Source organism: Bacteroides sedimenti (assembly GCF_040365225.1).
Lineage (GTDB): Bacteria > Bacteroidota > Bacteroidia > Bacteroidales > Bacteroidaceae > Bacteroides > Bacteroides sedimenti.
Genome location: NZ_AP028055.1, coordinates 2,878,248 through 2,892,208 on the forward strand (window position 1 = coordinate 2,878,248; position 13,961 = coordinate 2,892,208).

The window sequence follows — 13,961 nt, forward strand, 5'->3', positions numbered from 1 at the left end:
GAAAATATGAAACTGTCACAATTTAAATTTAAACTGCCCGAGGATAGAATTGCTTTGCACCCTGCAAAGTACAGAGACGAATCCCGTTTGATGGTTCTTCATAAGAAGACTGGTGAAATTGAACATAAAGTATTTAAGGATGTCCTGGATTATTTTGATGATAAAGATGTCTTTATATTCAATGACACAAAGGTGTTCCCAGCTCGTCTTTACGGAAACAAAGAAAAGACCGGTGCCCGTATCGAGGTATTCTTACTGCGAGAACTGAATCAGGAACTGCGCTTATGGGATGTACTGGTTGATCCGGCTCGAAAAATCAGAATCGGGAATAAGCTCTACTTCGGTGATGACGACTCAATGGTGGCCGAAGTAATTGATAATACAACTTCACGAGGACGTACATTGCGATTCCTTTATGACGGTCCTCACGAAGAGTTCAAAAAAGCACTCTATGCATTGGGAGAGACACCTCTTCCACATTCCATCGTGAATCGCCCGGTAGAACCCGAAGATGAAGATAGATTCCAATCGATCTTTGCAAAACATGAAGGCGCGGTAACTGCACCAACTGCAGGTCTTCACTTCAGCCGAGAACTAATGAAACGCATGGAAATCAAAGGTATAGACTTTGCATTTATAACTATGCATGCCGGATTGGGTAACTTCCGTGATATTGATGTGGAAGACCTTACCAAACATAAAATGGATTCGGAACAAATGACAGTTTCTGATGAAGCTGTCAGAATTGTCAACAAGGCAAAAGATGAGAACAGAAACATCTGCGCAGTAGGTACAACAGTAATGAGAGCCATTGAAAGCACTGTAAGCACTGACGGACACTTAAAAACATTCGAAGGATGGACAAATAAATTCATATTCCCTCCTTATGAATTTACTGTGGCCAACTCCATGATTTCTAATTTCCACATGCCCCTGTCTACTCTATTAATGATAGTAGCAGCATTTGGCGGTTATGATTTTGTAATGGATGCTTATCAGGTAGCATTAAAAGAAGAATACCGTTTTGGTACCTACGGTGATGCAATGCTGATTTTGGACAAATAATTGGGAATGACAAAAGTATATCTGGGCTTAGGTTCTAATCTGGGTAACAAGGAGAGCAATTTGCATCTTTCAATAGAAAAAATAAAAGAGCGGATAGGGAAAGTTATTTCCCTGTCTGCTTTTTATGCTTCAGAGCCCTGGGGGTTTGAATCAGACAATTCATTCCTAAATGCCGCTGTATGTGTAGAAACAGTCCTCTCCCCACTCGTGTTGCTAGAAGAGATCCAGAAAATAGAGAAAGAAATGGGGCGAACAAAGAAATCGTTAGGAGGGGTTTACAACGACCGCCTGATTGATATTGATATCCTTTTTTATGGCAATCTGATAATCCGGTCTGAAAAGCTATCTGTTCCCCACCCATTAATAAAAGAACGTTCATTTGTCATCATCCCGCTAAACGAAATAGCACCTGAACTGATTGAGCCGGAGACTGGCAAAACAATACGTACCCTTTGCAATGAAATATCTTTATGAGTATTAAATTCTTTTAAATTAAATCCTTTAAAAGAACCAAACTCAGGAAATTAGCTTTATATTTGTGCCATCTTAAAATGTGGAAAGATTTGGGCCGCTTGCAACCACAGTAAAAAATGCTAAAATTTAGCTATTTATCAAGTTACTACCTCTCCGAATCATCCCCTCATTTAAGGATTATATTTAGTATAAACCGACGGCTATTAAAAAAACCGTCAATCAAAAACTTTATTTATCCATGGGATATTTATTCACATCCGAATCGGTGTCTGAAGGACACCCCGACAAAGTAGCCGATCAAATATCGGATGCTGTACTTGACGAACTAATGGCTTATGATCCAAGTTCTAAAGTAGCTTGCGAAACTCTCGTTACTACCGGACAAGTAGTACTTGCGGGTGAAGTGAAATCTGAAGCATATGTGGACTTACAAGAAGTTGCTCGTAATGTAATCAATAAGATTGGTTATACTAAAGGCGAGTATATGTTCGAAGGAAACTCATGCGGTGTATTCTCTGCCATCCACGAACAATCTCCCGACATTAACCGTGGAGTTGAACGTACAGACCCGATGGAACAGGGTGCCGGCGACCAGGGAATGATGTTTGGTTATGCAACCAACGAAACAGAGAACTACATGCCATTGTCTTTGGATCTTGCGCATAAAATACTATACATTCTGGCAAAAATCAGAAGAGAAGGCAAAGTAATGACTTATCTCCGCCCGGATTCAAAAAGCCAGGTTACAATAGAATACGATGATAATGGAAAACCAGTGCGTATTGATACAATTGTTGTATCTACTCAACACGATGATTTCATTCAACCGGAAAATGATTCTCCAGAAGCTCAGTTAAAAGCTGACGAAGAGATGCTGGCTATTATTCGCGAGGACGTTATTAAAGTATTGATGCCAAGAGTATTTGCATCTATTCATAATAGAAAGATCTTAGACTTGTTCAACGGTGCCATCACTTACCACGTAAATCCTACAGGAAAATTCGTTATTGGAGGACCACACGGAGATACAGGACTAACAGGACGTAAGATTATTGTTGATACTTATGGTGGTAAAGGTGCTCATGGTGGTGGCGCTTTCTCCGGCAAAGACCCTAGTAAGGTAGACCGTAGTGCAGCATACGCAGCACGTCACATTGCAAAGAACCTGGTGGCTGCAGGTGTAGCCGACGAAATTCTGGTTCAGGTATCCTATGCTATTGGTGTGGCTCGCCCTATCAATATCTATGTAAATACTTACGGACGCAGCAATGTGAACATTACAGACGGTGAAATTGCCCAGAAGATTGATAAGATTTTCGATCTACGCCCGAAAGCAATCGAAGACCGCCTGAAACTACGTAACCCTATTTATTCAGAAACCGCCGCATACGGACACATGGGACGCACCCCGAAAACTGTAACAAAACACTTCCACTCACGTTATTTGGAAGATAAAACAATGGAAGTTGAATTGTTTACCTGGGAGAAACTTGACTACATCGACAAAGTAAAAGAAGAGTTCGGCTTATATTAATCAACCGGACAAAAAATAGAAAGACTATGCCGTTCCTTCAGCAGGAATTGCATAGTCTTTTTTTTGCCATATTTAACGTAAGATGATTTCAGATGCTAACTCTTCTTTAAGTATACTACAATTCCTCATTATAAAAGTCGTAAAACGAAAAGATTTGCTTAATTTTGCAGCTAAATGTAAAACAGACTTCCGGGATGAATAACATTACTTCTGTATGTGTATATAGTGCTTCAAGCACAAAAATAGACCAAACCTACTTTAATGCAGCTACTGCATTGGGTCGACTATTGGCCAAAAACAAGATTCGTCTGATAAATGGTGCTGGAAGTATTGGACTGATGAGAGCTATCGCCGATGCCTCTCTTCAAGCTGGAGGAGAAGTTACGGGTGTGATTCCCAGCTTTATGGTTGAACAAAACTGGCACCATCAAGGCCTCACAAAGCTTGTGGAAGTAACTACCATGCATGAAAGAAAACAACTGATGGCAGACCTGTCAGACGGTATTATCGCCTTACCAGGAGGATGCGGCACTCTGGAAGAGTTACTGGAAATTATCACTTGGAAGCAATTGGGGCTATATTTCAACCCAATCATAATACTTAATGTAAACAATTTCTTTAACCCTTTGCTGTCCCAGCTCAATGAAGCGGTGGAGCAGAACTTTATGCGTCCGCAACATGCCAACATATGGAGCGTAGCTCAAACACCTGAGGAGGCAATTGAGTTGCTTTATAATACCCCTAAATGGGACAAGAATATCCGTAAGTTTGCAGCGATATGATTGTTGTAGTAAAAGATAGTATCCAGAAACCTGTAGCCAACCCTCTGGTTGCAACTCCGGTAAAAGTTCAGCCTGCAACAACTGGTACCTCGGGTACAAGCAAAACACAGGCTTCAGGAAAGAATATAACTTCTGCAGGTGTACAATCCTTAAAAAAACAAATATCTGCGCAGGGACAGACTATAAACCAAGCGGATAACCAAGCAACACAACAAAGCAAAATAAAATCACAAAAAAAGGGGAGTGAGCCCCAGAACCAACAACCCGTCATTGCAAATACTGATATATTGTTGCAGCATTTGCAGGCTCAGAATGATTCAATCAAAGCACATGCAGAAGCGACCGATTCCATCAGGAAAGCCCAACAGGTTGCTCCTGATACCATACCGCTGTATTACAAGACACATTTTATACCCGGAGATTCTATCAAATGGACTTCAACAGGTCATCTTCCCTCAGGGATTGATGGTACCCCAATACCCTATAGATTAAGAGCAGATAACGCGATCACCGGATTGCTTTTATTTTGTTTTATCCTTACAGCTTATGTATTCACAAATGGCAAAAAAGGGCTTATAGAACAGACAAAAAATCTTTTCAGCAGAAAAGAACATTCTGATTTTCTTGGAAGAGCAACTGCATCTGATCTTCGTTACCGGGTAATGCTTCAATTTCAAACTTGCATTCTTTTGGGAGTTTTCTGCTTTGATTATTTTCATGATTACAACCCTTTGGAGTTGGACAATACTTCTATTTACTGTGTATTAGGAATATATATCGGAATTTTCGTAATATACTATGGTATAAAATGGATGATCTATAAATTTTTGGGATGGATATTCTTTGATAAATATATAACATCGGCCTGGATAGAAACCTATTCTGCGATAATTTACAACCTGGGTCTTTGTCTTTTTCCCTGTATATTATTGATGGTTTATTCGGACTTAGCAGTCTCAACAATCCTTATTATTGGGTTAATTCTGGTAATTTTTGCTAAAATACTGATGTTCCTCAAGTGGCTAACGCTTTTTTTCAAAAATATGTATGGTCTTTTGTTTTTAATTGTGTATTTTTGTGCGCTTGAAATTTTGCCTTGCTTCCTTTTGGTTCAAGGACTTTTACAAACAAATATCATATTGCAAATAAAACTTTAGGATTTTGAAAATAAAGAAAGTACTCGTATCGCAGCCCAAACCTACTTCTGAGAAGTCGCCCTACTATGACATCGCAGAAAAGTATGGCGTGAAGATTGATTTCCGCCCCTTCATTAAAGTGGAAAGCATATCTTCTAAAGAGTTTAGGCAACAAAAAGTGTCTATTTTGGATCATACTGCCGTGATTTTCACATCACGTCATGCCATAGACCACTTTTTCAACCTTTGTTCGGAGCTTCGTTTAGCAATTCCTGAAACGATGAAATACTTTTGCATCTCCGAAACTGTGGCTCTTTACATACAAAAATATGTACAGTACCGCAAGCGCAAAGTATTCTTTGGTGCAACAGGTAAAATTGCCGACCTGATTCCTACGATTGTGAAGCACAATTCCGAGAAGTTTTTTGTTCCGATGTCAGATGTTCATAACGACGAAATGAAAAATCTGCTCGACAAAAATAACATCGATCACACAGAAGCTGTTATGTACCGCACTGTTAGTAACGACTTCCAGGAAGGGGAAGAATTTGATTACGACATGCTGGTTTTCTTTAGTCCTTCAGGAATTTCCTCACTGATGAAGAACTTCCCTGATTTTGAGCAAAAAGATATTAAGATTGGATGCTTCGGACCTACAACCGCTAAGGCCGTTCGCGATGCCGGACTGCGTCTTGACTTAGAGGCTCCTAGCGTAAAAGCCCCTTCTATGACTGCAGCTCTTGATTTATTTATCAAAGAGACTAACAAAGAGGGAAAGAAGTAAATTCGATCATAAACTTATATTCAATTCCGAGAGTTTTGTATTTACAGAGTGATTACTCTGTAAATCGAGGCTCTCGGTTGTTTTTAATACAGTAACATGGATATACACAGCAACGGACTTTGCAAGGCTGAACGACTGAACAGCAAAAATGTTATAGATAAACTATTTGAAGGAAACTCCAAATCGTTTTCTGTCTATCCGTTGCGGGTAGTATATATGCCCGTCGAAATAAAAGGAAACATCTTTGCCAGCATTCTTATAAGTGTGCCTAAAAAACGATTCAAACGTGCTGTAAAGAGAAACAGAGTAAAACGGCAAATAAGAGAGGCATACCGGAAAAACAAATACGAACTACTGACTGTTCTGAATGAGAAAGGGTATGGACTGGCCATGGCTTTCATATACTTGAGTAATGAACTCTATCCTACGGAAAGAATAGAGGAATGCACCAAAAAGATTCTGGAAAAACTAATCGAAAAACAGCAATGAAAAAGATTCTTTCCTATATTTTTTTGCTCCCCATTTACTTTTATAGGGCATGCATCTCCCCAATGACTCCTGCTTCTTGCCGCTTTATGCCAACCTGTTCCGAGTATGCCCTGGAAGCAATTAAAAAACATGGCCCATTCAAGGGGACCTATCTTGCCATAAAACGAATTCTTAGATGCCACCCCTGGGGAGGCTCTGGATACGATCCCGTCCCTTAAAAAAGAAATGGAAATTCTGGATATACATACCCACCGAGTGAAAGAAAATTCTTCGCAATGCATCTACAGCTGCTTGCCCACTGCTTTCAATCCTCAGGAGGGAGGGTATTATTCTGTCGGGGTTCACCCCTGGTATATCAACGCTGATACCGGGAAAGAATTAGAATATCTAAAAAAGATTGCATCGAACCCACAAATACTTGCAATTGGAGAGGCAGGAATAGACAAATTAATAACTACTCCGCTCTCAATCCAGATGGATATATTCCGCCATCATATAGAATTGTCTGAAACACTTAATAAGCCTCTGATTATTCATTCGGTTAAAAGTGTAAACGAAATTGTAATGTTGAAGAAAGAGCTTTCACCTAAGGCAACGTGGATTATTCACGGATTCAGGGGAAAAAGAGAGCTGGCCCAACAACTGTTTGCACATGGCATCTATCTGTCATTCGGAGAGCAATTCCAGGAAAACGCACTGAAATGCATCCCGTTGGAACGTCTTCTACTGGAAACAGATGAGAGTGACAAGAATATTCTAGAAATATATCAAACTGTTGCCAAAATACTTAATCTATCTGTTGAAAAACTACAGGAACAAATACAACAAAATATCAAACAGCTCTTTTTTAACCGATAAGAGTTGGTCGTTAGAATAAAGAGTCGTACTTTTGTAAGCATAAACCTTTAATAATATAATCATTCGATGAATTTTGTAGAAGAATTAAGATGGCGTGGAATGGTGCATGATATGATGCCCGGAACAGAAGAATTACTGACAAAGGAACAGGTTACTGCATATTTAGGCATTGACCCGACAGCCGACTCATTGCACATTGGACACTTGTGTGGAATTATGATGCTGAGACATTTCCAGCGTTGCGGCCACAAACCATTGGCTCTGATTGGTGGTGCCACTGGTATGATCGGTGACCCTTCAGGCAAATCGGCCGAAAGAAATCTACTGAATGAAGAAACACTACGTCACAACCAGGCTTGCATCAAAAAACAATTGGCCAAATTCCTGGATTTTGACTCCAATGCATCCAATGCCGCTGAACTTGTTAACAACTACGACTGGATGAAGGATTTTACATTCCTTGATTTCGCAAGAGAAGTTGGTAAACACATCACAGTGAATTATATGATGTCTAAAGACTCTGTAAAGAGAAGACTTAGCAGTGAATCAACCGTTGGAATGTCGTTCACGGAATTTACTTATCAACTTTTGCAAGGATACGACTTTCTTCATTTATATGAAACTAAAGGTTGCCGACTTCAGATGGGCGGTTCCGATCAATGGGGAAATATTACTACGGGAACAGAATTGATTCGCCGTACAAACGGAGGCGAAGCGTTTGCTTTGACTTGCCCACTGATTACCAAAGCCGATGGTGGCAAATTTGGAAAGACAGAATCGGGCAACGTATGGCTTGATCCTAAATATACATCTCCTTATAAATTCTATCAGTTCTGGTTAAATGTAAGCGACGATGATGCTGCTAAGTATATCAAGATTTTCACTTCGCTAACTAAAGAAGAGATTGATGCATTGATAGCTGAACATTCTGCAGCACCTCACCTTCGCACTCTACAGAAACGACTGGCAAAAGAAGTTACCATAATGGTTCATTCGGAAGAAGATTACAATGCGGCAGTCGACGCATCGAATATCCTCTTTGGTAATGCAACATCTGATGCATTAAAGAAACTGGATGAAGATACTTTATTGGCAGTATTCGAAGGAGTTCCTCAATTCGAGGTTTCTAAAGAAGTTCTGACAGAAGGAGTAAAAGCAGTGGATCTGTTCACTGAGATTGCAGCAGTATTTCCTTCCAAAGGAGAAATGCGCAAACTGGTTCAAGGAGGTGGAGTTTCAATAAACAAAGAAAAGCTGGCAGCATTCGATCAGATAATCAATCTGGAGAATCTACTGAACAACAAATATTTATTGGTACAGAAAGGAAAGAAGAACTATTTCCTGATTATTGCAAAATAAAAAATATATTAAAAAGTTTGGATAGTATCACTGATTAGACTATCTTTGCATCGCTTTTGAAAGGAAGCATACAGTTTGTCTCATGGTGTAATGGTAGCACTACAGTTTTTGGTTCTGTCAGTCAAAGTTCGAATCTTTGTGAGACAACATAAAAAATCCCGATTATCAAATTTGATAACCGGGATTTTTTATTTGCACATCCACAGATGTGATAAAGTTTGCTTATAATTATATAGGTGCCTCCAAAAGGTAGCCGATTAATTAAAAAATATCTTATCCTTTCCTTTTCACCAACACAATATTATCATATTTTTGCATAGAAAACACACAAAACATATAAATGAATGAACTTGACGACATACTACTTTTTAAACTAATTAAAGCAGGAGACGAACAAGCATTTAAATATTTATTTGATACATATTTTGTTTCAACGTGTCGTTACATGCGTCTCTATTTGGGTAATCCACAAGAAGCCGAGGAATTAGCAGTAGATATATTTATGTATCTTTGGGAGAACAAGGAAAAAATAGAAATAAAATTATCGTTTAAAGCCTATTTATTCCAGGCAGCTCGTAATAGATGCTTAAACCATTTGCGTGATAGAAAACAGATTTGTTCTATTGATGACATTGCAGATAGTAAATTTTCTACCGATTTCCCATACATAGAGATCGATGAGCTAAACCATTTGATTGAAGAGGCCGTATCTGCTCTTCCTGAAAAATGCAAAGAGGTTTTTTGTAAAAGCAGAAATCTGAATCTGACAAATCAGGAAATTTCAGAAGATATGAAAATATCAATTAAGACAGTTGAAGCTCAAATCACTAAAGCTTTGAAATGCATTAAGAAATCTCTTGGAGAAGAGTATAGATATCTTTTTTAAAAAAAACTCCCCCCTTGCGTAAGGGTGGCAACGCCTATTTGTGTCATATATATAAATCACATTGACGCAGATACTATGAATAAGAAAGTACCTTGGGAATTAATAATTTTAAAGCTTAAAAACGAGATTACTGATGATCAGAATTTCAGGCTGGTTAAATGGCTTTCCGAAGACGAAAATAAAAAAGTTTTTGATGAACTTCATGAGGTATGGGAAAATGTGCAATCAAGCGTCTCAGGGTATGTGCCTGACAAGAACTACTATTGGGAAAAGCTATCTGCTCAGATGAATGCTACTAAAAAGAAGACCTCAAGAAAATTCATTCCAATTACTTCTATTTATCGGTATTCAGCGGTAGCATGTGTTATACTGGCTGTTTTCATTACTGCATCTTTCCTGATCACAAAATCTTTTCATGACTCCAGGATTACAACTCAAACATATTCTACATTAGGTGGTAAATCAAAAATAACACTCCCTGATGGAACAGTTGTGTGGCTTAATTCAAATACAACTCTTTCTTATGAAACAGATTTTAGAGAGACTGATAGGAGTGTAAAAATAACTGGTGAAGCTTATTTTGATGTAACAAAAGATAAGAAAAGACCATTTATAGTAAAAACTGATGGAGTCGAAATTATAGTACATGGTACTAAGTTCGATGTAGAAGCACTTCCAAATAATGAAAATATTTTTGTAAGTCTTGTAAATGGAGCCGTTTCTTTAAAAACAGCTACAGAAAACAGAGCACTTTATCCTGGCGAAATAGCTACATTTTCAAAAAAAAGAAATCAACTATCCATACGAAAAGGCAATGTTGAGTTTGTTAAATCATGGGCGAATGACAAAATTATATTCAAAAACAAATCACTTGAGGAAATTTGTCGTTTTCTATCAAGATGGTATGGCGTCAATATTAAAATCGATCCTGCTTTATCACAAAAACAATATTATACATTCACGTTACAGAATGAACCTTTAGAAGAAGTACTCAGGATTATGGCGCGTATTAATGCCATAGAATATCGATTTGATGAAAATAACAGTGTGAATATTTCTAGAAAAATAGATGTTAAACCTTAAAAATAAAATAATACTATGTAAAACACAACAAAACCACACACACTAAAAAAAGCACGGATTATAGAATAACCCGTGCCATGAGAATCAATTAACAAAGTAGTAAGCGATTGAATTTGACAGGTTCTTGCTCCTTACAACTTAATGTTAAATTTATAAACATACAAAAATATGAATTTAAAGAAATATATAGCAACCTTCTTGCTATTATTTTCTGTGCTGAGCTTGTCGGCTCAAGTTGCAGAAAAACGAATTAATTTATCTTTTTCTAATATTACTCTTGCAGAGGCAATGACACAGATTGAAAAAAGTAGTGGATATACTTTTTTTTATGATGTAAATAAGACAAACGTAAAACAAAGAGTTACTCTATCAGCCAAAAACACTTCATTAAAAAAAGCGATAGAATTGATGTTAAAATCAACCGATCTGGATTTTGAAGTTACAAATTCTCAGATAGCTTTGTTTCCAAAAAACAAAAAAATCACAGAAAACACTACAGACAAAGATGCCAATATTAAAGGTACCATTGTTGATGAAGCAGGTATGCCTATTATTGGAGCAAATATTTTGATTGAGGGAACAAAAAAAGGAACTATAACAGATATAGACGGAAATTTTTCTTTATTTGCTCAGCATGGTTCAAATCTGCGCATCTCTTATATTGGTTATCAAACAAAAACTGTTAAAGCAAGTGCTACCGCTATCATTAAATTAGTTGAGAATACTAAAACACTTGATGAGGTAGTAGTGGTGGGATATGGTACCATGAAGAAAAAAGACCTAACCGGAGCTGTCAACACTTTAAAAGTAGAACAACTTGAAAAGGATCAGCCAAAAACAATTCAAGATATGCTCAGAACCGGCGTTGCCGGACTGGCTGTAGGGATGGCTACCGATTCAAAGGGAAATACTAGTATGTTACTTCGCGGAAAAGGTTCTATGTCTGCCGGAACATCTCCTCTTATTGTTCTAGATGGAGTAATTTATCCTGGAGAAATAACAGATATTAATCCTAGTGATATTGAGCAAATAGATGTGCTCAAAGATGCCAGTTCTGCTGCTGTCTATGGAGCAAAAGCATCAAATGGTGTAGTCCTTATTACAACAAAAAAAGGGACAAGAGGAAAGAAACCTGTTATAAACTTTAGTGCTACGCTTGGAGTAGCTTTCAAAAACTCGCTTCCGGAAGTCTATAAAGGAAAAGAATATGTGAACTACCGCCAAGCTGTAGAAGAGAGTATGTATCCATCTAAACCTAAAGGATATTTCTCTGACCCGACAGCTTTATCGGGTAGCGAATTATCGACATGGATGGATGGTGCTTCGGGAGATCCCACTGCCATTTGGCTGTCTCGTTTAGAGATGTCAAACATCGAAATTGAGAATTATAAGGCTGGCAATGTAACCGATTGGGAAAAACTGACTTATAATAATGCAGCTCTTCGACAAGATTATACTGTAAGCGTGGCAGGAAACAAAGAAGAGATGTCGTATTATTCTTCTCTAAATTATATAAAAAATGAGAATAATTTAAAAGGCGGTGGATTTGATGCGGTGCGGGCTCGTTTTAACTTGGAAAGCAAAGCACAGAAGTATATTACATATGGCGTAAATGCTCAGTTCACTGCTCGTAACGAGGGATATATAAGCGTAGGGGGATATCAGAGTTGTTCTCCTTATGGAAATGTATATGATGAGAATGGAAAATATAAATTATATCCTAATGACAATTTAAATGGATACAATCCTTTAATAGATGCTGTTTATACAAAGAGAATCAATGATATAAATAATATCAATGCTTCAATGTATCTCAAAGTAAACCTGCCTTTTGGTTTATCCGTACAAACAACATATTCTCCTCGCTTTGAATGGACAAACTATCTGAATCATCAATCTTCAGAACATCCTGCATGGGCAAAGGACAAAGGTAATGTCACCCGCGAGCAGACAAAAGACTTTTTCTGGCAATCGGATAACATGCTGAAGTGGAACAAGGAGTTTGGAAAACATGCTTTTGATGTGACATTGCTTGCCAATTGTGAGAAGTTTCAACGCTGGAATAATGAAATGACCAACAAATTATTTGAGCCAAGTGATAATTTGGGATACGGCGGAATTGGATATGGAACTCAACCAACAGTGAATAGCAATGATAGTTATCGAACTGCTGATGCATATATGGGAAGGTTTCACTATGTATATGACAAAAGATATCTGATAACAGCAACAGTTAGGCGCGATGGTTATTCTGCTTTTGGGATGAATAATCCCAGAGCAACATTCCCGGCCCTTGCATTGGGATGGGTTTTTTCAGAAGAGAATTTTTTCCCTAAAAACACATTCGTTGAATATGGAAAACTAAGACTTTCTTGGGGAAAGAATGGTAACCGGGATATTGGGGCCTATGAAGCTTTAATGAGATTGGATCCTCGAAAATACTACTATTGTGATTATCTTACCGGAGATCTTATTAACGTAAATAGTTTCTATGCATCCAATATGGCTAATCCTAATTTAAAATGGGAATCGGTTACTGCATATAATGCAGGATTAGATTTTGCCCTGTTTAATGGTCGTTTATCAGGTAGCCTCGATGTATATATTAAAAGCACATCAGACTTGTTAAATGCCCGAATTTTACCAAGTATTACAGGTTATACAAATGTAATTAGCAATATTGGTGAAGTACAAAATAAAGGTTTCGAACTTTCATTAAATTCAAGAAATATAAAAGAAAATAACTTCAACTGGAATACAAGTTTCAATCTGGCTTATAACAAAAATACTATCAAGCACCTATATGGCCTAACAGAAGACATAAAAGATGAAGCGGGAAATGTGATTGGCCAGAAAGAAGCAGATGATATTTCAAAAGGGTACTTTATTGGCCGTTCATTAGATGAAATATGGGGTTATAAGCAGATTGGCGTATGGCAGATTGATGAAGCTGAAGAAGCAAAAAAATATGGCCAAATGCCAGGTGACATGAAAGTACTGGATGTGGATGGCAACTACAAATACGATAATAAAGATAAGGTCTTCCAGGGACATACCACTCCACAGGTTCGTTGGAACATGCGTAATGAGTTTATTATCTTTAAGAATATTTCCGCATCATTCAGTGTATATTCTTATATTGGTCATTATGCCTCTTTTAACAGAGCAAAAAACGACAATGCATTATTGAATGTGACTAATCAGATAAAAACTCCTTATTGGACTCCAGATAATCCAACAAATGAATATGCACGTTTAAAAGCTGCACGTCCGGCAGGAATCGATTTCAATGTTTATAGTAAAGCTTCCTTCCTCCGTTTTGATAATATATCAGTAGGATATATATTCCCAAAAGCGTGGTTGAAAAATGCTAAGATTGAGGGATTGAATGTAAACCTGACAATGAGAAATGTTGGATATATTGCACCAAGCTGGAAAGGAGAAGATCCTGAAAATAGTGGAAGCAATACACCAAGAATTGTTTATTTTGGAATTAACCTAACATTATAAA

13 protein-coding genes are annotated in these 13,961 nt (G+C 37.7%); all 13 read left to right on the plus strand.

All coding sequences use genetic code 11. The features are described from left to right. Window positions 1-6 precede the first annotated feature (6 nt). The 13 genes from queA to ABWU87_RS11620 all read left to right on the plus strand — a co-directional run bounded on the left by queA (window position 7) and on the right by ABWU87_RS11620 (window position 13,960). The gene (queA, locus tag ABWU87_RS11560; RefSeq protein ID WP_353330866.1) at window positions 7-1,065 is read left to right on the plus strand and encodes a tRNA preQ1(34) S-adenosylmethionine ribosyltransferase-isomerase QueA; all 1,059 of its coding nucleotides are present in this window, start codon (window positions 7-9) and stop codon (window positions 1,063-1,065) included. Window positions 1,066-1,071: 6 nt separating this feature from the next. Then, window positions 1,072-1,539: a 2-amino-4-hydroxy-6-hydroxymethyldihydropteridine diphosphokinase gene (folK, locus tag ABWU87_RS11565; protein ID WP_353330867.1), complete on the plus strand. Its 468-nt coding sequence runs from the start codon at window positions 1,072-1,074 to the stop codon at window positions 1,537-1,539. Window positions 1,540-1,777: 238 nt separating this feature from the next. Then, complete coding sequence (metK, locus tag ABWU87_RS11570) at window positions 1,778-3,073, plus strand: methionine adenosyltransferase (RefSeq protein ID WP_353330869.1); 1,296 nt, start codon at window positions 1,778-1,780, stop codon at window positions 3,071-3,073. A 194-nt stretch (window positions 3,074-3,267) separates the two neighbouring features. Next, window positions 3,268-3,855 carry a TIGR00730 family Rossman fold protein gene (locus ABWU87_RS11575; RefSeq protein WP_353330871.1) on the plus strand — a complete coding sequence of 196 codons (588 nt, stop codon included), beginning with the start codon at window positions 3,268-3,270 and terminating at the stop codon, window positions 3,853-3,855. After that, complete coding sequence (locus ABWU87_RS11580; RefSeq protein ID WP_353330872.1) at window positions 3,852-5,012, plus strand: DUF4271 domain-containing protein; 1,161 nt, start codon at window positions 3,852-3,854, stop codon at window positions 5,010-5,012. The genes ABWU87_RS11575 and ABWU87_RS11580 overlap by 4 nt, the downstream gene beginning before the upstream one ends. A 4-nt stretch (window positions 5,013-5,016) precedes the next feature. Continuing rightward, window positions 5,017-5,775: a uroporphyrinogen-III synthase gene (locus ABWU87_RS11585; RefSeq protein ID WP_353330874.1), complete on the plus strand. Its 759-nt coding sequence runs from the start codon at window positions 5,017-5,019 to the stop codon at window positions 5,773-5,775. A gap of 96 nt (window positions 5,776-5,871) precedes the next feature. After that, window positions 5,872-6,264: a ribonuclease P protein component gene (locus tag ABWU87_RS11590; protein ID WP_353330876.1), complete on the plus strand. Its 393-nt coding sequence runs from the start codon at window positions 5,872-5,874 to the stop codon at window positions 6,262-6,264. Next, window positions 6,261-6,482: a membrane protein insertion efficiency factor YidD gene (gene yidD / locus ABWU87_RS11595; protein WP_353330878.1), complete on the plus strand. Its 222-nt coding sequence runs from the start codon at window positions 6,261-6,263 to the stop codon at window positions 6,480-6,482. The genes ABWU87_RS11590 and yidD overlap by 4 nt, the downstream gene beginning before the upstream one ends. A 7-nt stretch (window positions 6,483-6,489) precedes the next feature. Continuing rightward, a complete protein-coding gene (locus ABWU87_RS11600; protein ID WP_353330880.1) occupies window positions 6,490-7,122 on the plus strand; it encodes a TatD family hydrolase in 633 nt (210 codons plus the stop codon). Between the two features lie 66 nt (window positions 7,123-7,188). After that, on the plus strand, window positions 7,189-8,481 hold the full coding sequence (gene tyrS / locus ABWU87_RS11605) for a tyrosine--tRNA ligase (RefSeq protein ID WP_353330882.1): 1,293 nt from the start codon (window positions 7,189-7,191) through the stop codon (window positions 8,479-8,481). A 340-nt stretch (window positions 8,482-8,821) separates the two neighbouring features. Beyond that, a complete protein-coding gene (locus ABWU87_RS11610; RefSeq protein ID WP_353330884.1) occupies window positions 8,822-9,367 on the plus strand; it encodes an RNA polymerase sigma-70 factor in 546 nt (181 codons plus the stop codon). A gap of 75 nt (window positions 9,368-9,442) precedes the next feature. Next, complete coding sequence (locus tag ABWU87_RS11615; RefSeq protein ID WP_353330886.1) at window positions 9,443-10,450, plus strand: FecR family protein; 1,008 nt, start codon at window positions 9,443-9,445, stop codon at window positions 10,448-10,450. A gap of 168 nt (window positions 10,451-10,618) precedes the next feature. Further along, entirely contained in the window at window positions 10,619-13,960 is a 3,342-nt protein-coding gene (locus ABWU87_RS11620; protein WP_353330888.1) for a SusC/RagA family TonB-linked outer membrane protein, read from the plus strand. Window position 13,961 lies beyond the last annotated feature (1 nt).

What these genes read in the sequence shown, in the direction of transcription:
- queA (WP_353330866.1), top strand. Translation starts at nt 7, where the DNA reads ATGAAACTGTCACAATTTAAATTTAAACTGCCCGAGGATAGAATTGCT.
- folK (WP_353330867.1), top strand. Translation starts at nt 1,072, where the DNA reads ATGACAAAAGTATATCTGGGCTTAGGTTCTAATCTGGGTAACAAGGAG.
- metK (WP_353330869.1), top strand. Translation starts at nt 1,778, where the DNA reads ATGGGATATTTATTCACATCCGAATCGGTGTCTGAAGGACACCCCGAC.
- ABWU87_RS11575 (WP_353330871.1), top strand. Translation starts at nt 3,268, where the DNA reads ATGAATAACATTACTTCTGTATGTGTATATAGTGCTTCAAGCACAAAA.
- ABWU87_RS11580 (WP_353330872.1), top strand. Translation starts at nt 3,852, where the DNA reads ATGATTGTTGTAGTAAAAGATAGTATCCAGAAACCTGTAGCCAACCCT.
- ABWU87_RS11590 (WP_353330876.1), top strand. Translation starts at nt 5,872, where the DNA reads ATGGATATACACAGCAACGGACTTTGCAAGGCTGAACGACTGAACAGC.
- yidD (WP_353330878.1), top strand. Translation starts at nt 6,261, where the DNA reads ATGAAAAAGATTCTTTCCTATATTTTTTTGCTCCCCATTTACTTTTAT.
- ABWU87_RS11600 (WP_353330880.1), top strand. Translation starts at nt 6,490, where the DNA reads ATGGAAATTCTGGATATACATACCCACCGAGTGAAAGAAAATTCTTCG.
- tyrS (WP_353330882.1), top strand. Translation starts at nt 7,189, where the DNA reads ATGAATTTTGTAGAAGAATTAAGATGGCGTGGAATGGTGCATGATATG.
- ABWU87_RS11610 (WP_353330884.1), top strand. Translation starts at nt 8,822, where the DNA reads ATGAATGAACTTGACGACATACTACTTTTTAAACTAATTAAAGCAGGA.
- ABWU87_RS11615 (WP_353330886.1), top strand. Translation starts at nt 9,443, where the DNA reads ATGAATAAGAAAGTACCTTGGGAATTAATAATTTTAAAGCTTAAAAAC.
- ABWU87_RS11620 (WP_353330888.1), top strand. Translation starts at nt 10,619, where the DNA reads ATGAATTTAAAGAAATATATAGCAACCTTCTTGCTATTATTTTCTGTG.